General features: G+C 60.7%; 18 protein-coding genes. 9 read left to right on the top strand and 9 right to left on the bottom strand.

The genetic code is table 11. The annotated features are described in order from the left end of the window. Positions 1-105: 105 nt before the first annotated feature. Together CVU60_00580 and CVU60_00575 are read right to left on the bottom strand one after the other, a co-directional pair. Positions 106-735 (bottom strand): lactate utilization protein, encoded by a 630-nt coding sequence (locus CVU60_00580; GenBank protein ID PKN43721.1) that lies wholly within the window; start codon positions 733-735, stop codon positions 106-108. 171 nt (positions 736-906) lie between these two features. Next, complete coding sequence (locus tag CVU60_00575) at positions 907-2,976, bottom strand: succinate--CoA ligase subunit alpha (protein ID PKN43554.1); 2,070 nt, start codon at positions 2,974-2,976, stop codon at positions 907-909. 192 nt (positions 2,977-3,168) lie between these two features. Between CVU60_00575 and CVU60_00570 the strand changes: the two genes are divergently transcribed. From CVU60_00570 to CVU60_00560, 3 genes are read left to right on the top strand one after another with little or no spacing between them, the layout of a single operon-like run. Beyond that, positions 3,169-3,735, top strand: coding sequence for a hypothetical protein (locus CVU60_00570; protein PKN43553.1), 567 nt, complete (start codon positions 3,169-3,171; stop codon positions 3,733-3,735). A gap of 21 nt (positions 3,736-3,756) precedes the next feature. Then, positions 3,757-5,967 (top strand): PAS domain-containing sensor histidine kinase, encoded by a 2,211-nt coding sequence (locus CVU60_00565; GenBank protein ID PKN43552.1) that lies wholly within the window; start codon positions 3,757-3,759, stop codon positions 5,965-5,967. Then, complete coding sequence (locus CVU60_00560; GenBank protein ID PKN43720.1) at positions 5,967-7,349, top strand: Fis family transcriptional regulator; 1,383 nt, start codon at positions 5,967-5,969, stop codon at positions 7,347-7,349. Before CVU60_00565 ends, CVU60_00560 begins: the two co-directional genes overlap by 1 nt. A 28-nt stretch (positions 7,350-7,377) precedes the next feature. Here the strand turns inward: CVU60_00560 and CVU60_00555 are convergent, their stop codons facing one another. Together CVU60_00555 and CVU60_00550 are read right to left on the bottom strand one after the other, a co-directional pair. After that, on the bottom strand, positions 7,378-8,739 hold the full coding sequence (locus CVU60_00555) for a sigma-54-dependent Fis family transcriptional regulator (GenBank protein ID PKN43551.1): 1,362 nt from the start codon (positions 8,737-8,739) through the stop codon (positions 7,378-7,380). After that, a complete protein-coding gene (locus CVU60_00550) occupies positions 8,736-11,120 on the bottom strand; it encodes a hypothetical protein (protein PKN43550.1) in 2,385 nt (794 codons plus the stop codon). The genes CVU60_00555 and CVU60_00550 overlap by 4 nt, the downstream gene beginning before the upstream one ends. Positions 11,121-11,268: 148 nt before the next feature. Between CVU60_00550 and rpsF the strand changes: the two genes are divergently transcribed. The 5 genes from rpsF to CVU60_00525 are packed head-to-tail and all read left to right on the top strand — an operon-like array spanning position 11,269 to position 15,120. Then, positions 11,269-11,583 carry a 30S ribosomal protein S6 gene (gene rpsF / locus CVU60_00545; protein ID PKN43719.1) on the top strand — a complete coding sequence of 105 codons (315 nt, stop codon included), beginning with the start codon at positions 11,269-11,271 and terminating at the stop codon, positions 11,581-11,583. Position 11,584: 1 nt separating this feature from the next. Continuing rightward, positions 11,585-11,848: a 30S ribosomal protein S18 gene (gene rpsR, locus CVU60_00540; GenBank protein ID PKN43549.1), complete on the top strand. Its 264-nt coding sequence runs from the start codon at positions 11,585-11,587 to the stop codon at positions 11,846-11,848. 5 nt (positions 11,849-11,853) lie between these two features. After that, entirely contained in the window at positions 11,854-12,369 is a 516-nt protein-coding gene (locus CVU60_00535; protein PKN43548.1) for a 50S ribosomal protein L9, read from the top strand. Next, entirely contained in the window at positions 12,341-13,789 is a 1,449-nt protein-coding gene (locus CVU60_00530; protein ID PKN43547.1) for a replicative DNA helicase, read from the top strand. The genes CVU60_00535 and CVU60_00530 overlap by 29 nt, the downstream gene beginning before the upstream one ends. A gap of 38 nt (positions 13,790-13,827) precedes the next feature. Next, positions 13,828-15,120, top strand: coding sequence for a phenylacetate--CoA ligase (locus CVU60_00525; protein PKN43546.1), 1,293 nt, complete (start codon positions 13,828-13,830; stop codon positions 15,118-15,120). Positions 15,121-15,194: 74 nt separating this feature from the next. Here CVU60_00525 and CVU60_00520 read toward each other — a convergent pair whose 3' ends face one another. Next, positions 15,195-16,712: a hypothetical protein gene (locus CVU60_00520; GenBank protein ID PKN43545.1), complete on the bottom strand. Its 1,518-nt coding sequence runs from the start codon at positions 16,710-16,712 to the stop codon at positions 15,195-15,197. A 101-nt stretch (positions 16,713-16,813) separates the two neighbouring features. Between CVU60_00520 and CVU60_00515 the strand changes: the two genes are divergently transcribed. Beyond that, complete coding sequence (locus CVU60_00515) at positions 16,814-17,815, top strand: EamA family transporter (protein PKN43544.1); 1,002 nt, start codon at positions 16,814-16,816, stop codon at positions 17,813-17,815. Between the two features lie 55 nt (positions 17,816-17,870). On the opposite strand, the gene CVU60_00510 is transcribed toward CVU60_00515, so the two are convergent. The 4 genes from CVU60_00510 to CVU60_00495 all read right to left on the bottom strand — a co-directional run bounded on the left by CVU60_00510 (position 17,871) and on the right by CVU60_00495 (position 23,449). Then, the gene (locus tag CVU60_00510) at positions 17,871-18,680 is read right to left on the bottom strand and encodes a 4Fe-4S ferredoxin (protein ID PKN43543.1); all 810 of its coding nucleotides are present in this window, start codon (positions 18,678-18,680) and stop codon (positions 17,871-17,873) included. 228 nt (positions 18,681-18,908) lie between these two features. Then, on the bottom strand, positions 18,909-19,151 hold the full coding sequence (locus CVU60_00505) for a hypothetical protein (protein ID PKN43542.1): 243 nt from the start codon (positions 19,149-19,151) through the stop codon (positions 18,909-18,911). A gap of 387 nt (positions 19,152-19,538) precedes the next feature. After that, entirely contained in the window at positions 19,539-20,918 is a 1,380-nt protein-coding gene (locus tag CVU60_00500) for a hypothetical protein (protein ID PKN43541.1), read from the bottom strand. Then, entirely contained in the window at positions 20,915-23,449 is a 2,535-nt protein-coding gene (locus CVU60_00495) for a hypothetical protein (GenBank protein ID PKN43540.1), read from the bottom strand. The genes CVU60_00500 and CVU60_00495 overlap by 4 nt, the downstream gene beginning before the upstream one ends. Positions 23,450-23,498: the final 49 nt, after the last annotated feature.

Raw genomic sequence — 23,498 nt, 5'->3', positions numbered from 1 at the left:
CGGCCTTGATTTGTGGATCTGCCCGTCCACCTTGGGCGAGGCTCCGGCAGGCCTGGGCGGCACCGGCAGCCCGGCCATGAACCTGCCCTGGACCCTTCCGGGCGTTCAATATCCCAGATCTTCCCCGACCAGCACCACATGGATTCGTCCCTCGTCCCTCTGGCCTTCGATGATGCTCCAGGCGTTGCAGATCTTCTGCGGACTTGCGCAGCGGTGGCAGCGTCCGTCCTTGGCGCAGGGAGGCTCGTGGGCCGGGTTCAGGGCGTTGAGGCGCAGGTTGTTCATGGGCGCGGCGAAGTCCCGCACCCGGTCCATGGCCGAGTCCAGGTCGCTGACGATCTTGTTCATGCCCACCACCAGAATGACTTTCCGGGGGCCGAAGATCATGGCCGCGACGCGGTTGCCCGTGCCGTCCAGGTTGACCAGTCGGCCGTCCAGGGTCACGGCGTTGCAGCTGGTGACCATGATGTCGGCGGTCAGTCCCCGGCGGCGGCGGGCGTCCCCTTCCTGGGGCGTCAGGCCCGCAACGTACGGATCGATCAGTTCGACCTGGGGCAGGGCGGCGATGTCCCTCCAGAGCCCGAGAGCGCCGACGGATTCGGAGCCGCAACGGATCACGGAGCACGGCCCCTGTATCATTGACAACACGAGCTCGCGAGCCTGCCCGGCTGTTTCGACGTAGCTGCCGTGCATGCGGCGTTTCTTGAAGTGCGCGATGAGCCGCTCGGCGGTCATTTGCCGGAATTTTCGTGTCGGTTCGTCCATTTTTTCCTCCATATTCGTAGCTGCCCGGCAGCGGATTCGCGTTTGACGGACGCTCCGGACGGGAAAAGGAAGATCCCTCACAGGCGCGTCGGCAGGGGCCGTCTGTTTCGTGAATGTTCCGGACTCCGGCCCGAACGCTGTCTAGAGAACTTTTGCCACGGCTCCCGCGATCTGATCCAGGTCGTCGATGAGGTGGAAGCCGGAGTCGGCCATGGCCTGGAGCTTGACCTCGATGCCGCCCGCTCCATTTTCGAGGATGGCTCCGGCGTGGCCCAGGCGTTTGCCGGGAGGGGCCGTGCGCCCTGCGATGAAGCCGAAGACCGGAAGCTCGAAGCCGCTTTCCTGCATGTATTGCCCAAGCTCTTCCTCGGCCTTTCCGCCGATCTCGCCCAGAATGATCACGGCCCTGGTGTGCGGATCGTGGCGAACCAGCTTGCACAGGTCCGTGAAGGAGGTGCCGACGAAGGGATCTCCGCCAATGCCGACGCACACGGATTGTCCGATGCCCGCTTTGGTCAGGCGGTCCACGCATTCATACGTCAGCGTGCCGCTGCGTGAGAAGACGGCCACGGGGCCGGGAGTGAAGATGTCGCCGGGCATGATGCCGATCTTGGTTTTGCCGGCCATGACCAGGCCGGGGCAGTTGGGTCCGATGACGCGTGTCGGGCTTCCTTTCAGTCGTTCCAGGGCGCGCAGCATGTCGAGCTGGGGGATGCCGTCGGTGATGCAGACCACCCAGCCGATCCCCGCGGCCGCCGCCTCGAGCACCGCGTCCGGGGCCATGGCCCCGGGTACGAAGATAATGGACGCGTCGATGCGCATGGCCTTGGCGGCCTCGCGCACGGTGTCGAAGACCGGGACCCCGAGAACCTCGGTTCCGCCCTTGCCGGGCGTCACTCCAGCCACGACTTTCGAGCCGTATTCCTGCATCAGGCGGCAGTGCAGCTGGCCCTGTTTGCCGGTCAGGCCCTGGACCAGGATGCGGCAGCCCTCCGGCAGGGGAAAGGGTTTGCTTGTCTGGCGCGGCCGGGCCGGGAGCAGGGGAGTTGTGGATTCGACGATCAGGGGCTTGTGCCGAGCCGCAGGCCTGTCGCCTTTGAGTTTTTCCAGCGCAGTGCGGGCCGATGCCAGGTCGGGACACAGATGCAGGCCGTTCAGGGCCGCCTGGTTCAGGAGTTCCAGCCCCTGGGTCGAACCGTTGCCCGCGAAGCGGACCACGATGGGCTTGCGCGGCTCCTGGCCGTCCAGCGCTTCCAGCATGGACTGGGCCACTTTGTGGCAGGACAGGATTCCGCCGAAAATGTTGATGAACACCATGCCCACGCGGGTGTCGTCAAAAAGAATGTCCAGGGCCGTACGCATGGCCTCGCTGTCCGCGCCTCCGCCCAGATCCAGGAAATTGGCCGCCTCGAGCCCGGAGTAGTTGAGGATGTCCATGCTGGCCATGGCCAGGCCCGCGCCGTTGACCATGAGCCCGACATACCCGTCGAGCTTGTGGTAGCTCAGTCCCGCCTCGCAGGATCTGTTTTCCTCTTCGCTCAAGTGCGCGGATTCGAAGAAACGGTTCAGGGACGGGTCGATGCCGATCCTGTGCCCGTCGATTTCGACCTTGCCGTCCAGGGCCAGAAGCTGGCCGTCCGTCGTGATGACCAGGGGGTTGATTTCGGCCAGCAGCAGGCGATGGCGCAGGCAGCAATCGAAGAGGTTGGCGAGCAGGGAGGAAAAGGCCTTCAGCAGTTCTTTGGGCAACTGCAGGTGAAAGAAAATATTGCGGATCTGAAAAGGCGCCAGCCCGGTGTCGGGAGCGGCGTGTTCGATCAGCAGGGTCTGCGGGTCGCAGGACTCGATGTCCACGCCGCCAAAGCGACCGGCGGTGACGCAGAAAGATCGGCTTTGACGGTCAAGGGTGATGGAGAGATAGATTTCGCGGATGTAGGCGGCCTTGGGTTCGACGCGCACCAGCTTGACCTTTTCCCCCTTGATGGTCAGCGTGAAAAGCTTGGCCAGTTCGGAGCGAACCTGTTCAGGGGTGTCCGCCATGCGGATGCCGCCGGCCTTGCCCCGGCCGCCGCTAAGGACTTGTGATTTAAGGACCCATGGAAGCGCGAAGGAGGGAGCCGGATCGTCTCCCGGGCCGAGAAGCGTGCCCAGGGGCACAGGGATGCCGGCTTCATGGAAAAGCTGCTTGCTGTTGTGTTCATTGAGCTTCATGACTCTCTCCTCGCTTCAACTGTTGTCAAACACCATGCCTTGGACTATCACCGCGAAATGACATTCGGGGGCGGGGCTTTGGGGTAGGGCCGGCCCAGGCTGCGCGATTTTGTCTGTTGCATACCTGCCTTGGGTTGAAAATCAAGAAAAATTACGACAACACTCTTTTTTCATTCATGTAATCCGTCAAAAATGCAAAAATTAAGAATTTTAATCATCCTTGGATTGGTCTTGACGTCGAATCTTTTTTTGGCGTCCGTGCTGAGGGCCGATTCCATTGCGATTGCCGACCTCGGGGTGGACAACGCCCAGGGCTCCGTTTCCCTGGGCTTCAGCGTCGCGATCAGCGACATGGCCCCCCTCATGGAGGCCCTACAGAACGGCGGGCAATACGAGGTGCGTTGTTCCGGTAAGCTGTACAAGCGCCGCCTTGGTTTCTGGGACGAGTTTCTGGCCGATGCCGAGTATTTGTGCACGGTGGCGAGCAAGCCCATCGCGCGAGAATGCGTGGTCACGGATCACCGGGGCAGCCACACCTTCGATTTTGACGGACTGCAGGACGAACTGAACCGTTTCTGGTCGCGCCTGTCCCTGCCCATGGGCAGCTGGGACATCATCGAGCGCGGCAAGGCCTACCGCGTTGTGCTCACTTTCAGCGTCACGCGCACCAATGTACCCGGCTGGGTCAGCAAACCTCTCTTTTTCGTCAGCTGGGACCTGGTCCCCGAAGTGGTGTACGTTCTGGATTTCGATTTCTGATTTCAAACAAACGCGAGGAGCATGGACAAGTCATCCCGTCACATTCCTGTGCAGGAACGCACCGCTCATGAACGTCGCAAGCGGCAACGGGAAATCACCCTGGCCGCGGTGGGCATCTTTCTTATCGTCGTCCTGACCTGGATCGAGCTGCGCCTGCTGGGCCTCAATTCCTATCTTTTCTTCGCCCTCTTCAACGTCAATCTGATTCTTCTCATCCTTGTCCTCTTTCTGGTCCTGCGCAATGTCATAAAACTCGTGCTCGACAGGCGCAGACGCGTGCTTGGATCGGGCCTGAGGACCAAACTGGTCCTCATTTTCGTGACCCTGTCCATGGTGCCGACCTTCATCATGTTCATCCTCTCGACATGGTTTGTGCAGACTTCCGTCGACTACTGGTTCCAGGCTCAGGTCGAGACGTCCATGGATCAGGCCTTGAGCGTGGGGCAGGATTTTTACGCGGCCGCCGAATCCGGGCTCGAAATCAAGGCGCTGGGTATCCTGGAACACATGCGGGAACGGGGGCTGGATTTTAACGCCAAGAAAGCCAATGAGGCCCTGCGGCAAAAAAGCCGGGAATATAAATTGAGTCTGAGCGGTTTGATCACCGGGACCATGCAGCAAAAATACTGGGAGGCCGCTCCGGTCTGGAACGACGCCTGGCCCCGGATCAGGGACGAGGTGCCTTTTGGGGAGCTTGGCAAGGGCTCAAAATATTGGGCCACGCTTTGGCCGCATCCGGATTCGGATCTGGCGGTCGGAGTAATGCCCGTGGACAAGGCCGGGTCGGCCTTTCTTGTCGTGGGCGTGGAGGTGGGGCCCGGCTTTCTGGACCGCCTGGAGCTGATCGCCAAGGGTGTCGGCGAGTACAAACAGCTCCGTAGTCTCAAGTATCCCTTGAAAATGACACTTTACATGGTCCTTGGTCTCATGACCATGCTCATCTTTCTCGGGGCGACCTGGTTCGGTTTTCGGCTGGCCAGGGAACTCAGCGCTCCCATTCAGGCGCTGGCGGCGGGGACCCAGCGCATCGCCCAAGGGGATCTTTCGGTTCGCCTCGTGGACGAGTCCCGCGACGAGCTCGGACTTCTGGTCCAATCCTTCAACAGCATGGCCGAGGATCTGGAGCAGAGCCGCACGCATCTGACCCGCGCAAACCTGCAGCTCGAAGAGCAGTATCAGACCCTCATTGCCAAGAATCACTACGTGCAGGCCATCTTGGAGAACATCACCGCAGGAGTCGTCTCCCTGGACAGATCCGGGCGGATCACGACCATGAACCGCGCGGCCGAGGGCATCCTCGGTCTGGAAGCCGGAGCGCTCATCGGTGAGTCCGCGCTCGACCTGATGGGGCCGGCCCATCGCGGGCTGGTGCAGGAGGTCAGCCAGTTGCTGCGCGGCAGCCCTGGTTCCCAGTGGCAGCGCAGGCTCGATCTGGAGGTGCGCGGCGAGACGATCAAGCTTCTGATCAACGCGGTGGCGCTGATGGACAACGAAGGCGGGGACAGCGGCATCGTCGCGGTTTTCGAAAATATCTCCGAACTGGAAAAGATGCAGCGCATCGACGCCTGGAAGGAAGTGGCCCGGCGCATCGCCCACGAGATCAAGAATCCGCTCACGCCCATCAAGCTCTCGGCCGAGCGCCTGGAGCGCAAGTTCGGGCCCGTGGTGGCGGACCCCGTCTTCACCCAGTGCACGGGGCTCATCGTCAAGCAGGTCGAGCACTTGCAGGAGATGGTGCGGGAGTTTTCCAGCTTTGCCAAATTGCCCGAGGTGATGCTGACCACCGGTCGCGTCGAGCCGCTGCTGCAGGAGGCCCTCTCCGTTTTCTCGAACAGCCATGCCTCCATTCGCTGGATTCTGCGGACCGAGGACGTGCCGGCGGTCATGCTGGATCGCGAAGCCATGGGCCGTGCGATCTACAACATCCTGCTGAACGCGGCCGAGGTCTTGGCGGATCAGAAAGACGGGCGGGTCGAGACAGTGCTCTACGCACGCAAGCGCAAGGGCCGGATCTACATAGAAATCAGTGACAACGGTCCCGGCATCAAGCCCGAGGAGCAGTCCCGCATGTTCGAGCCCTATTATTCGACCAAACGTAGCGGCACCGGCCTTGGCCTGGCCATCGTCAAATCCATCGTCAGCGACCATCATGGTCATATCCGGGTCAAACCCAACGAGCCGGGGGGGACGACTTTTGTCATTGAACTTCCGGCCGCACGCAGCGAGGCATGATGCATTCCAACGCTTCCATTCTCATCATCGACGATGAACAGGACATCCGCCTGTCCCTGCGCGGAATTTTCGAGGACGAAGACTGGCAGGTGGCCGAGGCCGGTACCGGAACCGAGGGCCTTGGGCTGGCGTTGGACGGAGATTTCGACCTCATCTTCCTCGACATCTGGATGCCCGGCATGGACGGCATGGCTGTTCTGTGCGCGCTGCGGGAGAAGGGCGTGGATACTCCGGTGATCATGATTTCAGGTCACGGAAACATCGAGACGGCGGTCACGGCCCTCAAGAAAGGAGCCTTCGATTTCATCGAGAAGCCCCTGTCCCTGGACAACGTCCTGGTCACGGCAGGCAAGGCCCTGGAGCTGTCCCTGCTCAAGCGTGAAAACAGGGAGCTGCGTTCCCGTATCCAGCCCGACGAGACTCCGACCATCACCGGGTCGTCACCGGGCATCGTCCGTCTGCGTGAGCTTGTCGCCCAGGTCGGGCCCACCGAGGCCTGGGTGCTCATCTCCGGTGAAAACGGGACTGGCAAGGAGATCGCGGCCAGAGCCATACATCGGGCGAGCAGACGGGCAGCAAAGGAAATGATCTGCGTCAACTGCGCAGCCATCCCGGAGGAGCTGATCGAATCCGAGCTGTTCGGTCACGAAAAGGGCGCTTTCACCGGTGCGGACAAGGCCAAGAAGGGCAAATTTGAGCTGGCCGACAAGAGCACCCTGTTTCTGGATGAAATAGGCGACATGAGTCTCAAGACCCAGGCCAAGATCCTGCGCATCCTGCAGGAACAGAAATTCGAGCGGGTCGGGGGCACCAAGACCTTCAAGGTTGACGTGCGCGTCATCGCGGCCACCAACAAGGACCTCGTGCAGGAGATGGTCGAGGGGCGTTTCAGGCAGGATCTGTATTACCGGCTCAATGTCTTTCCCATTTGCGTCCCGCCTTTGCGCGAACGGGCCGAGGACATTCCGGAGATGATCGAGTTTTTTTCGCGACGCATGATCGAGGAACAAACCTTGCGGCCCGTGCGCTTCGATCGGGAGTCCCTGGATCTGCTCAAGCGTTACGCCTGGCCCGGCAATGTGCGCGAGCTCAAGAATTTCGTGGAGCGGCTCTTCATCCTGTATCAGGGCCAGGAGGTGAACGTATCCATGCTTCCGCCGGAATACAGGGTCGGCGCCGCTCTTGACTCCCTGGTCATGGTGCCGGACGGGATCACTGATTTCAAGGAGGCCCGGGCCCGGTTCGAGGAGGCCTTCCTGCGCCGGGAGCTGGCCCGCGCGGACGGAAACGTCGCGCGTCTGTCGGAAAACATCGGCCTGGAGCGGACGTATCTGTACCGCAAGCTCAAGATCTACGGTATCGGCTCGGAAGAGGGGCGTTAGCTGGGCAGGCAGGTAGAGGGCACATGCTTTAGAGGCCCAATTTGCCGCGCCTGTATCTGAAGGTGTCCCTGGAGACGCCAAGCAGCCTGGCGGCCTGGGATTCGTTGCCTTCCGCCAGGGTCAGGGCCTCTTCGTAATATTCGCGCTCAAAAGCGTGCAGCAGGGCCGGCAGATCCACTCCCTCCATGGTGAGCGGTTCCCGGTTTTCGGCGCCCGGTGGGCATTCCGCCGCAAGTCCCAGATTTTCGGCGTCCAGATCCGGTCCGCAAGCCATCAGAGTGGCCCGCTCCATGATGTTGCGCAGCTCGCGCACGTTGCCTGTCCATGAATGGCCGAGCAGGGCGTCGCGGGCGCTTTGGGTGAGGTCGTTGAATTTCTTGCCGAATTTCTCCCCGTATTGATGCAGGAAAAGCCGCGCCAGCGGCAGGATGTCCTCCTTGCGCCGCGCCAGCGACGGCACCCGGATGCGGACCACGGCCAGCCGGTAGAAGAGATCCTGCCGGAAAGCGCCGGTGCGGACCATGTCTTCGAGGTCGCGGTTGGTCGCGGCCACGACCCGGGTGCGTACCGTGCGCTTGGCCGTGGAGCCCAGGGCGTAGAATTCCCCTTCCTGCAGAAAGCGCAGCAGCTTGGCCTGGGCGCTGCCCGGCAGCTCTCCGATCTCATCCAGAAAGAGCGTGCCTCCCGCCGCTTCCTCCACCAGCCCCGACTTGCCTTTCTTCCCTGCACCGCTGAAGGCCCCCGGCGCATAGCCAAAGAGTTCGCTCTCGATGAGTTCCGCCGGGATGGCCGCGCAGTTGACCGTGACCAGAGGGCCGCGAAAATTTGGACTGCGGTAATGGATGGCGCTGGCGATGAGTTCCTTGCCCGTGCCCGTGTCGCCTTCGACCAGCACCGGCGTGTCCGGGCTGACCGCGACCTTGGCCACTGTCTGAACCACATCGGTCAGGGCCTCGCTCTCGGCCACGAAAAAGGGAATCTGCTCGCGCAGGGCCTTGTCCTGCAGAAGGCGGATCTCCTTGCCGAGCCGGATGGAACTCCCCGCCCGTTCCAGACAGAGCTTGAGAGCGTCCATGCGCAGCGGTTTCAGGAGGTAGTCGAAGGCGCCGCGCTTCATGGCCGAGATGACAGTGTCCAAATCCTCGAAGGCCGTGATCATGATCACGGCGGCATGAGGCGACTGTCTGCGAATGTGATCCAGCACCTCAAGGCCGCTGATGTCGGGCAGCCCGATGTCCAGGAGTACAAGATCCGGGGCCAGGGAGGGCAGCGCCTCTAGGGCTTCCTTGCCGCTGGCCAGGGCGCTGACCTTGTAGTGGCGGCCGAGGGCCATGGACAGGCTGTCGCGGATGGATTCTTCGTCGTCGATGATGAGCAGGGAGTAGTTCATGAGTGCTCCGGGACCGGCAGGGGGAATTCGAGCCTGAACTCCGCTCCGCCGGCGAGGCTTTCGCCCACATGGATGGTGCCGCTGTGGTCGGCGACGATGCGTTGCACGATGGACAGGCCGATGCCCGTGCCGTCGCTCGCCGTTGTATAGAATGGGTCGAAAATCCGTTCCCGATCGGCCGGGGCTATGCCCGGCCCGTTGTCCGCTATGCAGAGGCTCAGGCGGTCCTGTCCGGACAGGATGCGCAGGGCAATGTTCTTGGCCCCCTCGTTGTGGCGCAGTGCCCGGGCCGCGTTGTCCACGATGTTGATGACCGCCTGTTCAAGCTGCATGCGGTCTCCGAGGATTGCCGGCGCGGCGGTAAACTCCGTGTCCACGGTGATCCCGGCCTTGCGCAGGGTCGGGAGCATGAGGCTCAGGCCCTCCTGTACCGGAATCGAAAGGTCAAGAAGTTCGAGGCGCGGCGTGCCGGGTTTGGAAAAATCCAGCACCCTGCGGATGACGGACTCCATCTTGCCTGCGGCCTTGCGAATCTTGGCGATGGTCGCGCGCAGGACGGAGGCGGGTTCCGTGTCCGGAAGGTCGTCGCAGATTTCGTCCATGGCGTAGAGATACCCGTGGATGCCGGTCAGGGGGTTGCGGATCTCGTGGGCGATGCCTGCGGCCATGCGGCCCAGGGAGTTTATCTTGTCGAGGAGCATGATCTGCCGCGCCATGCGCCGGGCCCCCGTGACATCGGCCATGAACACGGCCACGCGCGTGACCTGCCCCAGGTCGTCAAAAACGGGATAGAAGCGCAGGTCCAGATCGCGCTCTTCCCCGTATTCGTTGATGGAACGGACTTCGCCGGTGGTGAAGACTGTGTCCGCGGCCTGGCGGAACCGCTCCGCGCGCGTTTCGGGGAGCAGGGCGAAGATGGACAGTCCGTAGAGGGATTCCCGGTTTCTGCCCAGACGCGAAGCCCCGGTTTCATTGATGTCGAGGATGATTCCGGCCTGATCCATGAGCAGCAGGGTTTCGGTGGGGGCGTTGATGAGGGCCCGGGCCTTGGCCTCGCGGTCGCGGATATGGGCTTCGGCCAGGCGACGCTGTTCGATCTCGAAGCGCAGGTCGGTGGTGCGGCGATCCACCTCGATCTCCAGGCTCGCCCGCGCCTTGCGCAGGTCGCCCTCGGCACGGTTGCGTTCGTGGACCTCGCGTTCGAGTTCGTCATTGGCCGTGCGCAGATGTTCGGTGCGGGCGCGGACGGCCTCTTCGAGCTGCTCCTTGTGGCGACGCAGCACTTCCTGGGCCTCCTGACGACGGCGGATGGAGCTCAGGAGCATGGCCAGGGCGGCCAGCAGCACGGCCACGCCCACGGTGGCCGTCCAGATGTAGCGCTTGTCGATCTGGTAGAAGCGGACGGGCTGGTTGAGAACCAGACTGTCCGGGGGCAGGGCCTTTTCGCTGAGCCCAAAGCGTTGCAGTTGAATGTAGTCGAAGATGTAGCGTGAAGGAGTCTTCGTGTGCACGGGAATATCGTCGGGATCGGCCCCGCCCAGGACTTCCATGGCCAGCCTGGCCGCGCGTTCGCCCTCGGTCCTTCCCTGCACCATCTTGCCGCCTACGCAGCCCGTGCCCATCTCGAAATCCCAGAACCCGTAAATGGGCACCCCGGTGTGGGTGGAGAGAAAGAGGTTCTTGCCGCGGTAATCGACCAGCACCCCTTCCTCGTTGCGCATGACCCCATGGATGAGGATGACCTGGCCGGGGCCCAGTTCCTTGAGCCGGGAGCGCAGTTCCAGTGCGTCGAGGTTGTTCCAGTAGGTGAAGCGGATGGCCGGGAACTGCTGCTCCAGTGCGTGCAGGGAGCGGTCCGTGAGCAGGTCGGTGATGGACTGGTCGGCTCCGATGACCACAAACTCCCTCGTGCCCGGGTGCAGGGAGAGGGCCGAGAGCATGGTCTCGGCAAAGGCCGGATTTTCGGCCAGGCCGGTAATGCCCTTTTGGCCGCGCAATTGCCCGGGCGTGAAGTCGTTGACGCCGCAAAAGACAACGGGTGCGCCGCGAAAAATGCTGTCCCGGTATTCAAGCACGAAGTCCAGGGCGTCGTTGTCGGTGGTGACGATCAGGTTGAAGGTGCTTTCGGCGAGCTTGTGCCGCAGGAGCGCGGCCTGCAGAGAGAGATAGGACGTGTCGGTGTTGCGTTTGGTGTCCAGATATTCAACCCACAGCAGGGCGCCTGGCATCTCGGCGCGAAAAGTTTCGCTGATGCCCGTGTTGAGCGTGTCGGTCCAGGATAGCCCCGGATGATAGGAGTGCAGGACGAGCACGCTGGGAGGCGCGGCCAGGAGCGGCAGGGGCGGCAGGAGCAGCAGGAGGAAAAGAATGATGCGCGTCATGGGCTCGGTGTAAGCGCAAACCGTGCGACCTTCAAGTCTGGGGAGCGCTGTCCTTGACAGGGGTTGCGGATGGGAATAACGATCCTTGTTTCCTTGCTCCCCCGAATGGAATGGGGTGGGCTTTTACCCGTAAGGAGGATTTATAATGATGACAAGGTACGAGGAATTGATCCTGCTCAGCCCTGAGCTGGGTGTGGAAGAATGCCGCGAAATCGTGAACAACTTCAGCGCCATTGTCGAGCGCGAGGGCGGCACCGTCCTCAAGGTCGATGACTGGGGCGTCAAGGATACGGCATATCCGGTGCGCAAGTTCAATCGTGGTCGCTACGTGCGCATGGAAGTGAACATGCCTGGCCAGGCTGTCGCGGAATTGGAACGCAATGTCCGCATCACCGACGGTGTGTTCAAGTTCATCACCGTCAGACTCGCCGAGACCCCCGCTGCGGCAACCGAGGAGGCATAACATGTCCTTTAAGAAGAAATTCGCACCCCGGAGAAAGTACTGCCGTTTCTGCGAGAATCCCGAGATCCTGCTTAACTACAAGCATCCCGAAATCCTGAACGATTTCGTGACGGATCGCGGCAAGATCATTGCCAGCCGCATCACCGGCACCTGCGCCAAGCACCAGCGGGCTCTCACCCGCGAAGTGAAGCGCGCCCGCCAGATGGCTCTGATGTTCTACACGGCTACCCACAGCACCGACGTGCTCAAAAAATCTAGAGTCTAGGAGATTTGATCATGAAGGTCATTTTGAGAGCAGACGTGGATAATCTGGGCCGACTGGGCGACATCGTCGCGGTCCGTCCCGGTTATGGCAGAAATTATCTGTTGCCTCAGGGTCTTGCTTCCATGGCAAGTCCCGGCAACCTGAAGGTCTTTGAACAGGAACGCCGCAAGCTGCAGGCCATGAACGACGCCGTCAAGGCCGAGGCCGCCGCTTTGGCCGCCAGGATCGCGGCCGCCAAGGTCGTCATTGAAGTGCGCGTGGGCGACGGTGACAAGCTTTACGGCTCCGTCACTTCTTCCCAGATCGGCGCGATCCTGGAAGAGCAGGGCGTGGAAGTGGATCGTCGCAAGATCCAGCTCGAAGACGGCATCCGCTCCCTGGGCGAATACGTCATCGATGTGAAGCTGCACCCCGAGGTCGTGGCCAAGCTGACCGTGAACGTGGTCAAGTATGGTCGTGTTGAACAAGTGACCGAACCCGAACCGCAGGCCGATGCAACCGAAGAAGCAGTCGCAGAATAAGTTCGGGCAGCGCCTCGGAACTCGAATCCAACCAGAGGAGGCCTTGCAAAAGGCCTCTTCTGATTTGTTGCGCCGAGTCCCCCCGCACAACACCGAAGCCGAACAGGCGGTGCTGGGCGGGGTTTTTCTGCGTAACGACATTTTTCATACCTTGGTCGACACGATAAACGACGAGGACTTCTACTCGCCGGTGCATCGCACCATCTATCAGGCCTTCCAGGAACTCTACCGTCGTCGCGAACCTGTTGATCTGGTCACCGTGGCCGAATATCTGCAGACCAGGGGGCAACTCGACGAGGTCGGCGGCACGGTCTATCTCGCCTCCCTGGCCGAGTCCGTGGCCTCGGCGTCCAACTCCGTCTTTCACGCCCAGATCGTGCGTGACAAGTCCGTGCGTCGCAGGCTCATTCAGACCTCCTCCGAAATCCTGACCAGTTGCTTCGAGGCCGGCGAGCAGACCGAATCTCTGCTGGACCAGGCCGAACAGCAGATTTTTTCCATCGCCGAGTCCAAGGGCAAGCCCGTCTTCATGAGCAGCAAGGATCTGGTCCAGCGGGTCTTCGAGCAGCTTGAGACGCGGGCCGGCCAGGGCGAACTGGTCACGGGCGTGCCCACGGGCTACACCGATTTCGACCAGATGACCGCCGGGCTGCAAAAGTCCGACCTGATCATTCTCGCGGCCCGGCCTTCCATGGGCAAGACCGCTCTGGCCCTGAACATGGGTATGCGGGCGGCCATCCAGCACGATGTGCCCGTGGCGGTCTTTTCGCTTGAAATGTCCATGGACCAGCTCATGATGCGTCTTCTGGGCTGTCACGGGCGTGTGGACCTGAGCCGTCTGCGTAGCGGTTACCTGAACGACGAGGACTGGAGCAGGCTCTATCAGGCCGCCGAAGATCTTTCCCGGGCACCCATCTACATCGACGACACTCCGGCACTCTCGACCATGGAAATACGGGCCCGCAGCAGGCGGCTCAAGGCCGAGAAGGGCGTGGGGCTCATTATCGTCGACTATCTGCAGCTCATGCGCTCCTCCCACAAGAGCGACTCGCGCGAACAGGAAATTTCCGATATTTCGCGTAACCTCAAGGCCCTGGCCAAGGAGCTTGAGGTCCCGGTCATCGCCCTGTCGCAGCTCAACCGCAAGGTCGAGGAACGTTCCGACAAGCGGCCCATGATCTCGGATTTGCGCGAATCGGGCGCCATCGAGCAGGACGCCGACGTCATTGTCTTCATCTACCGTGACGCGGCCTACAACAAGGCCGAGGACAACCCGAACAAGAATATTGCCGAGATCATCATCGGCAAGCAGCGTAACGGTCCTGTCGGGGCCATCCGTCTGGGCTATTTCGGTCAGTACACCGTGTTCGAGAATCTCACCGAGGTAGGTTTGCCGTCCGAGAGCGGCGGCGTGTACTGATCAATCCCGCGCACCTTCAACACAAAGCGGACGAATCCATGAAAGCCTATTGCCCGGAAGAATTTTTTTCGCGCAGCGAATTGGACAAGGTTCAGAAAACGCGTCTTGCAACCACTCTCGAGCGTGCCGCCAGATCCGAATTTTATGGTCGCCGCTTTGCCGAAATGGGGATACGCCCCGAGGCGATCACTTCCGCCGCCGACATCACGCGCCTTCCCTTCACCACCAAGGACGACCTGCGCAGCGCCTATCCCGCGCGCATGCTGACCCGGCCCGTGACCGACATGGTCCGCCTGCATGCATCTTCGGGAACCACTGGCTCGGCCACGGTCATCTACTACACCAGAAACGACATCGATTCCTGGGCCGATCTCATGGCCCGGTGCATGCACATGGTCGGAATCAGGGCCGAGGACACCTTTCAGAACATGTCCGGCTACGGCCTCTTCACCGGCGGGCTTGGCATCCATTACGGGGCCGAGCGTCTGGGCTGCCTGACCATCCCGGCCGGAGCCGGCAATTCCAAACGCCAGCTCAAGCTCCTGGAAGATTTCAATGTCTCCGTCATCCACATCATCCCGTCCTATGCACTGCATCTGGGCACGGTCAAAGACGAACTGGGCTACACACCTGATCGCCTGAACCTGCGCGTGGCCCTCATCGGCGCGGAGCCGCACACTGCGGCCATCCGCCAGCGCATCGAGGAAGTCTACGGGATCAAGGCCTACAACTCCTACGGGCTGTCCGAGATGAACGGGCCGGGAGTGGCTTTCGAGTGTCTTGAGCAGGACGGCATGCACATCTGGGAAGACGCCTACCTTCCCGAGATTGTCAATCCGGAAACCGGCGAACCGCTGCCAGACGGCGAAGTCGGCGAGTTGGTCATCACCACACTGTGCCGCGAGGGCATGCCGCTCATCCGTTACCGCACCAAGGACCTGACCCGCTTCATTCCCGGCGACTGCGCCTGCGGCCGCACGCATCGCCGCCTGGATCGCATCATGGGCCGTTCCGACGACATGATCATCCTCAAGGGGGTCAACATCTATCCCATGCAGGTCGAGCAGGTGCTGATGAGCATTCCGGAAGTGGGTCAGAATTATCTGATCGTACTGGAGCGGGACGGCTATCTGGATCAGATGCGGGTCAAGGTGGAGGTCAAGGAAGAGTATTTCGTGGAAGACATGCGCGAGCTGAAGAGCCTGCAAAGCCGCATCAGCTCAAGGCTGCGCGATGAGATCCTCATTACCGCGCGCATCGACCTGGTGGAGCAGAACTCCTTGCCCAAGTCGGAAGGTAAGGCGCAACGGGTTCAGGACCTTCGCGGATAAAGAGCCTTCGCCGACTGATTCAGATCAGAAGCTCGGGACGACCCCGGCCGCAAAAGGCCAGGGCCGTCCCTTTTTCATTCGTATTGGGTTACGGCGCAGGACAGCCCTTTCTGCTCGGCGCGTGCGCAATGCGCCAGGGCATCGTCGCGGGATCGTTCGAGGGCGAATTGGATCTCGATGCCGCTGACCAGTTCGCGTTCGAAAATGTTCAGCTGCTCGGGCAGGCCCAGGCTCATGCTGGCGCGGTCGATCTGCTGCTGATCCGTGAGCGGACCCACCGTGGCCACAAAGGGTCTGAAGACCACCGGTGAACCTGCGAGGCTGTTCTGCGACGCGAATTCCCCGGCCGCCTCGAAACTTTCGAAGCGGCCCACGAACAGGGAAAAAGGAACCTCGCCACTCTGGTCCCGGTTCCAGAACAGGGGCTGTTTCTGGTCCATGAAGCGCGGCAGGTGCAGCAGAAGGGATTCCATGGTCGGATAGGCACCGAGTTGAAGCGAATAGGGGCCGTCCGTGGTGCGCTTGCGAAATACGGTTTTGGCCACGCTCTGCCAGTGTACGGGGCCGGACGCCGTGTGGATGTTTTGCGGGGCGGCGGGGGGGCTTGGCGCGGGTTCTACGCTTGTCTCCCGTGGCGTGCCGGTCAGTGCATGGAAAAGATCGCCCAGGCGCACCTCCGGCATGAGCCAGGAAAAAAAGAACAGGAATGCCCCGATGATTGCCCCCATGCTCAGGACCAGGGCCAAACCGGCCATCAGGGAGTTGCCGGAGCCCATCTTCTGGGTCGGCATGGTCTCCTCGGGCATCTGTTCCTGCGCTCCGGGGCAGTTGCTTTTGAAATTCAGGGCTTCTTCCGCGTCGCAGGATTGATCCGAATGCAGGGCCTTGAGCGCGAGCGTAATGGTCAGCATGCGCAGGATTCCGATCACTCCTGCCGCGCGCTTGGCCACCGCGTCAGGAGTGCCGATGAGGTCTGTCGCCATTCCGGCGCCGTCGAGAAGAAAGCGGATATAGGCCAGGGACTGCTCGCGGGTCAGCTTGGGGAGAGTCCAAATGGCTCCGAGCATGTTGTAGATGGGTCTGTTTTCGGGCCGGGCCAGCCGGTGCACGATCTCGCCGTTTCCGACCAGGACAACCTGGAGGACTGCCGAGAGATGCTTTGTCAGGCTGAAGAGGCCTCCAAGAAAGGCAAAATCCGCATCCGTGAGCAGATGGGCATTGTCGACGAAGAGAATGACGTGCTTTTTTTCGCGAAGCAGTTGGGTCAACGCCGCTTTATTTTCCTTCTCGGGGGATAAATTTTCATTTATCATTTGAGAAAGTGTTCGCCCGGATGATGCGTTGATGCTTAATGTATGGGACTTTTGGGTTGATTTTAGACGGTTCAGGAAAAATGTCTTGCCTGACTTTGGAAATCCGATCACACAGCTCAGCAGACGATGGTTTTGTATGTCGCTCAAGACAGATTGAAAAATGTCTTCAAGCTGCGGCGTACTGAAGTGCTGTGCAGTTTCGGACATGTTTTCAAAAGGTGAGTCGTGCATGGAATGTCTGCTTTTCAAAAAGTTTTCTGGGTGGCTCCGGATACTCATGCGTATTTATGAGTCTTCGCTTAATACGTAGGTGCACCCTTAATTCTATGCAAGCTTTTTTTTAAAATATACTGCTATTATGCATGCTTTGGTGGATCACGATGGCATATTTTCCAGCTCTTCCCTTTATTTCCCTGTTTGTCGGCATGCTGCTGTGGGGCAGTTCCTTTGTGGCCTTCAAGTATGCCGTGATGTTCTTTGATCCCATTGTCGTCGTATTCATGCGCATGGCCCTTTCGGCTTTCCTGTTTCTGCTCGTGCTGCCGCGCTGGCGTCCCCGGAATCTGCGCAGGGAGGATATGGGCTTCATGGTTTTCATGGCCCTGTGCGAGCCGTGCTTCTATTTCGTCTTCGAGGGTCAGGCCCTGACCATGACCTCGGCTTCCCAGGCGGGCATGGTCGCGGCCACATTGCCGATTCTGGTGGCGGTCTGCGCGGGCTTTTTCCTTGGCGAGCAACTGAATTTTCGCTCATGGACCGGGCTGATTCTGGCCCTGGCCGGGGTGGTTTGGGTCAGCATCTCGGGAGTTGCCACGGAGGCCGCTCCGCGTCCGCTTATGGGTAATTTTCTCGAACTTTTGGCCATGTTCTGCGCGGCGGGCTACACCGTGAGCATGAAAAAGCTCTGCGCCCGCTATTCCCCATGGTTTTTGACCGCCGTGCAGTCCATGGTGGGAACGGTTTTCTTTCTGCCGCTTCTTTTTCTGCCATCGACGACGATACCGGTGGTCTTCCCGGCCGGTCCAAGCCTGGCAGTGCTTTACCTGTGCGTGTGCATCAGCATCGGCGCGTACGGTCTCTACAACTACGGGATTAGCAAGCTCCCGGCCTGGCAGGCCTCGGCTTTCGTCAATCTCATTCCTGTCTTTTCCATGCTTTTGGGCTGGCTTTGCCTTGATGAGCGGCTCAATTTTTCGCAGCTTGCGGGTGTGGGAGTGGTTTTTGCCGGCGTGCTGCTGTGTCAGCAGTGGCCGGCGAGTGGAAGCAGGAACACCCTCATCCGCGATCTGACGGAAGAGGGTGCCCTGGCTGAACCTGTGCCGATGTCCCTTGACGGGACGGCTCTTGAAAGTGTCCTCGTACCCGTGCGAGTAAAGGAATGATGGTGCGTGCGTACGACCGGTTCAAGGCGCACTGCCCTGAACCGGACGGGGGAGTTTAGAGCCGGGTCAGTCCTGCGGGAGTCGCGACTGCAGGGGTGAACTTTTCTTCAATGGTCTTGCCGTCGCGGCCCACGATGGCCCGCACGCAGGGTATGTCTTTGCCGCTTCCGGCCAGGGCCTGGGCGACGATGCGCGACAGCCCTGAGCAGCAGGGCACCTCCATCTCCAGGATGGTCACGGACTTGATCCTGTTCTGGGCGAAGACCTGCGTCAACCGCTCCACATATTCCCCGGCATTGTCGAATTTCGGGCAGCCGAGCATGATGGTCCGACCGGCAAGGAAACGGGCGTGGAAATCCGGTGCAGCCACAGGGCAGCAGTCGCCCGCGATCAAGAGCTCCGCGTCCTGCAGGAACGGCGCGTGGGGCGGAATGAGCCGAATCTGGACCGGCCAGTGGGACAGGGCGGAACCGACCTGACCGGCGGGCACGTTGGCCTGCTCGCAGGGGTTCATCTGCATCATGCCGGCCGACGGGCATCCCCCGTGACCGGGAGCGCGGGTCGAAATCTGGGCTGAAGGGCATCCGGCGCCTGCAGGCGAATGCTGGTCATGTCCGATGCCGCCCATCTTGCGTACATGTTCCATGGCGGCCTCCTCGTCGAATTCCACTGCTTCGCGCTCGATGATGTGCAGGGCGTCCTCCGGGCAATGCCCGATGCAGGCTCCAAGCCCGTCACAAAACATGTCTCGTACAATTCTGGCCTTGCCGTCGATGATGGCCAAAGCGCCCTCGGCGCATCCAGTCACGCACTGGCCGCAGCCCGTGCACTTTTCTTCGTCTATCTCGATGATTTTTCTTTTCATGCGTTCCTCCGCTGTTTGTTGCGTGAGTCCTGTCTATGGGCTTTGATATATGGCCGCTTTGAGCCATGTCAAAAAAAGGAGATATCGGGGCTAGATCGGGAGTGTACCCGCTTGTCCCGCGCATGCGGTCGACTGGCGTCCATCAAGCTTACAGGGACATGCCTGAGCGGCTCAAAAAGGAGGAGAAGTGGAAGGAAGCGTTGGGTTGTTGATTGATGGCCCTTATGCCTATTTGCCAAGCACGCCCAGCAAGATCACGTCGTCCAGTCCCGGATGGTAAGCCAGATACTCCCCTCCGCCGACCGCGCAACGGCCGACCCAACGAATGTAGTAAAATTCCCATCCATCTGGCTCGGTTGTGTAGGCGTCGCAAGGCAGGGACTCGACTGGCTGGAGTTCGATCTGTTCCATGAATTTGCGGACAAGGGCGCCTCGAATGCGTTGCTGCATGACTTCGTGGTCAGCTGTCATGGTAGGTGCTCCGGGGTGAGGGTTCCGAAGGTAATCCTGGATGCTCGATGCCGCGGAATGTTATCGAGTCATTTGCGGTCTTGTTCAGCTCCGGTCTGGTAATGACCATTCAATCCGTAGGGCGTGATCGTTTATGCATGATATAGAATGAAAGCACATATATTACATGTTTGTCAGTAAGGACTGTACAGTATTTTGAGCAGTTTTATTCAGGAGAGATGGTACGTGAGCACGGTATTTTTTATATAAAATATGTATAAAAATAATTATTTTTTATATTTATATGCTCAGATTGCAGTAAATTGCCATGAGGTTTGCAGCTTCAATGGGCGGGGATGCTGCGTGCGGGGCATGTACAGGGGTTGCATCAACCATCAAGCTATCGCTTCAGTGCCGCTGCAGATGTGCCAGAATAAGGGCCGCCACCCTGGCGTAATCACCGTCAAAGTGATGGCCGCCGGGAAGGGGGATGATCGTGGCTTGGTCTGGGCGCAGGTCTGTGCACAGGGATGACTTCTCCTTCTGCCCGTACACGCAGAGCATGGGTATCGGTTCCAGTTTGCGGATTTCGGGTAGCAGGGCAATGTCCTGAGTGACCTCGTCATCATGAAGCCAATTGGTTACGTGAAATTCAAGTTCCACGGATTTGCTCGGCGCCAGCAGCGTGACCTGCCGGACCTTCTTTCGCAAGTCCTCCGGAAGGTTGGCGATCATGGGGGGAAGAGCGTCCGCGCCCAGGGAATAGCCGATGAAGACAACTTTGCTTTTGCCCCAGGCGGAAAGATAGTGGCGCATGATCCGGGCCAGGTCCGCGCCGCCCCCTTCGGGAGTGCGTCTGGTCCAGAAATAGCGCAGGGAATCAAGACCCACCACACCCAGTCCGCTGTCGGCCAGAATGGCTGCGATGTCCTTGTCGATTCCGGCCCAACCGCCGTCGCCGGTGACGAACACTGCCAGGCTGTCGGTAGCCGGGCCAATGGGCGGCACTTCGATCAGGGGCAGATCCCCCAGATCCAGGGGATGTTCCGGTTCCATGGAGGTCCGGGCCGTGACCATCGTTTCAAGCGACTCTCCCAGAAATTCTCGCCATGCCGTCGCGTCAGCGTAGCCGCGTATTCCGGGGAGACCATGCAGCGTCACTCCGCGCATGCCCCGGACGAAATCCCTGGCCCCGGATTCGGAGAGTAACGGATCCCTTTCGGCCTGAACCACGGTCCATGACAGCTCGTACTTCGTGACCGCATCGTAGGCTATGTATTCCCCTGCCCGCTTCCAGACCAGCCCGCGGCCCCATCCGAAAGGTTGCGATACGGGCATCACGGGTCGAAAACCCAGACTGAAACCGCCCAGAAAGACATTTTCCGGAGCCTGGACGAGGCTTGCGTAGACTATCCCCGCTCCGACTCCATGTCCGAGCAGGAACGCAGGAGAAAGCTGGGGGAGGCCCAGGGTTTTCTGGACATACTTGCTTGCCGAAGACAATTCGTGGGAGACATTGGGCTCGTATTTCTTTTCTTCGACATGGGCGAAGTAACGACGCACGTCCACCCCGATGACCAGGGCTCCCGCGTCCCCGGCGACCCGGGCCATCTCCTCCTCCACGACTCCCCAGCCCCCGGCGTCCGACAGGACAATGGCGACCAATTGCGGGTTCGCAGTCTGCCCGCGCAGGATCAGTTCTCCGAAAGGGCCGAAGGAAAGAGGCTCGCCGGAAGCGGCAAGGGGCATGCCAGCAACGAAAAGCAGAAGGTACATCAGAATTTTCATTTTCCCACCATCCCTCGAACTCCTCCAGCCACCAACGCGGCGACCTCGGTCAGAATCCCTGGTAGCGCCAGGCCTCCAGGAGCCAGCAGATAGCTGGGTTCCCAGGTGGGACCGAATTTTTCCTTATAGCTACGCAGTCCTCGAAAATTATAGAAATCCTCAGCGTGAGAATACAGAAAATTGCCGACCTTGTTCCAGACGGGGGCCAGGGCATGGGTTTCCAGCCCCGAAAAGGGCGCGACGCCAAGATTGAACCTGGCAAAGCCGTGCTGTTGTCCCCAGAACATGAGCATGAAGAGAAGATAGTCCATGACCCCGCGTGGAGCATGGCGGTCGAAGCGCATCAGGTCGATGGCCAGTTCGGTTCGGCCGCCCATCCAGACATTGCCGAACGCCAGGATTCTGCCGTTCTGGCGCACCACCGCCGTATGGAAGCGGGTCAGGTATTCGGGATCGAAACATCCCAGGGAAAATCGCTTTTCACGCGCATTCTTGAACGAGAGCCATGCCTCGGAAATTTTCCGGATCTCCGATGCGATATCCGAGAATCCGGCCGGGGGAATGACCTCGAACACGCAGCCGTTCTTTTCCAGATTGTTTTTCTTGTAGCGAAGCCCCTGTCGGGACGCGCCGTTGAGATGAAAGGACGGGAGATCGACGATGGCCTCCTCTCCGATCTTGAGGAGATTCAGGCCCGTGTCCCAGAAGAGGTGCAGGCGGTCCTGCGGCACGCCATAAAACACCGTACGCCCGCAATGGCGGTCGCAGGCTTCACGGAACTGCCAGATCAGTTCCTGGGCCTCGTCCTCCCGGCCCACGGGCGGCCCCATGGTGACCCAGGTCCTGCCCGTGACGCCGAACATGAGGAAGGATTTTCGGCTCTGGCTGATCATGAACATCTTGTCGCCCAGCAAGGCCAGGTTCGCACGTGTATGCGTGCTCGTTGCGATGATGTCCCGCACCAGGCCCAGATCTTCCCGCGTAACCGGCGCGGGCCTGTACGGGGCCGGAGCCAGGAGACGCATGACTGCCAGGCACAGCCCTGCGGTTGCCGCGCCGACCCAGGCACGGACCACGTTGGGAATGGAGCCGTCCATGGTGAACGTCACCCAGAACTCCGCGACCTCTTTGGAGTGTCCGTAAGAATATGCGGCCAACCCCGTCGTGGCCGCCACCACCAGCCCCATGGCCACCAGCCAGCCCGGCGTGAAACGGTCGGAAAACAGGCTCGAATGACGGGAGAATCGCCGCCGGTTCGGCAGCACCACAAGCAACGTGCATCCCAGCAGGATGGCCTCTTCATAGTCGCCGCCGCGCAACAGGACGGCAAGCATGCCCAGGGCGAGCATGACAATGGTCAGATGGTAGGCCACGTCCAGGCGACGCTGAATGCCCCGGGCCAGAAACAGCAGGCACATCCCGATGATGCTCCCGAGCAGGTGCGAACCGCCGACCACGGATTCGGGCAGGTGGGTCTTCAGCCAGAGCAGCCGCCATTCCAGGGCCGGTGCGGCGCCGGAGAGCAGCAGGATGGCCCCGGCTGTGAAGGTGGCGACGGCCAGAACCTGCGGCAGCAGCGTTGCGCTCCCGCGCATGCCCGCGTGAGCCAGGAGGCGAAGCACGGGGACAGTCTCGAAAAGTTCGCGCACGGCCAGGGTGAGCGCGGCCAGCAGCAAAGGCAGAATATAGTAGATGACCCGGAAGGCCAGAAGCGCGGCAAAAAGCTGGCCGTTGTCTCCCGCATCGGGAGTCAGCAGCATGAACGCCGTTTCGAAGACGCCCACTCCGCCCGGGGCCTGGCTCATGACCCCGGCCAGCTGGGCCAGCATGAACCGGGTGAAGAAGACCGACAGACCAACCTCCCCAGGCAGGAGGACGTACAGGATCAGGCCTGAAAGAGCCCAGTCCAGCACGGAAAAAAGCACCTGCACCGCGGCGGTGCCGGGACCGGGAGCAGGAATCTGGAAGCCAAACAGCGATAGCGGTTTGCGCCAGCGCAGGGAGGCCAGAAGATACAGCACGGGGAGGGCCGCCAGTCCGGCTCCGAGGATGTCGCTGCCCAGAGCTAGAAGACGCCCGGCTTCGGGACTCAGGACCAGGGCCAGTCCGCCCAGTCCCACCAGCCCGAGCCAGAGGCTCACAGTGGTGAAGATGGTGACCCGTCCCACGTCGGCTGCGGTCAGCCCCCATGCGGAATACAGCCTGAACTTGATGGAACTCCCGGACAGAAAGGAAAAACCCAGGGTGTTGGCGAATGCGTTGCCGATGAAGGACGAGATGGCGATACGCTTCATGGGCTGGGGCACGCCGGCGTAACGACATGCGAAGTGCTCGTATCCGGCCAGCACCAGATAATTGAGCACGGCCAGGGCGAAAGCGGGAATCAGGATTCGACCGGGCATGTCGGTCAGGGCCGACCAGATCTGATTAATGCTGACCTGGCGCAATTCCTGACTCAGGAACTGAAGCGCAGCAGCAATGAGAATTAAGGAAACAAGGGGGCCCCAAAACGAGACTGAACGAAAACGCATGAACACGGCTCCATCGCGCCAACCGCAAAACCCATGGCTGGAAGACGCC

The organism is Deltaproteobacteria bacterium HGW-Deltaproteobacteria-18 (assembly GCA_002841885.1).
Classification (GTDB): domain Bacteria; phylum Desulfobacterota; class Desulfovibrionia; order Desulfovibrionales; family Desulfomicrobiaceae; genus Desulfomicrobium.
The sequence above is the reverse complement of the archived record's forward strand: the minus strand, read 5'-3'. Positions and strand labels throughout refer to the sequence as shown.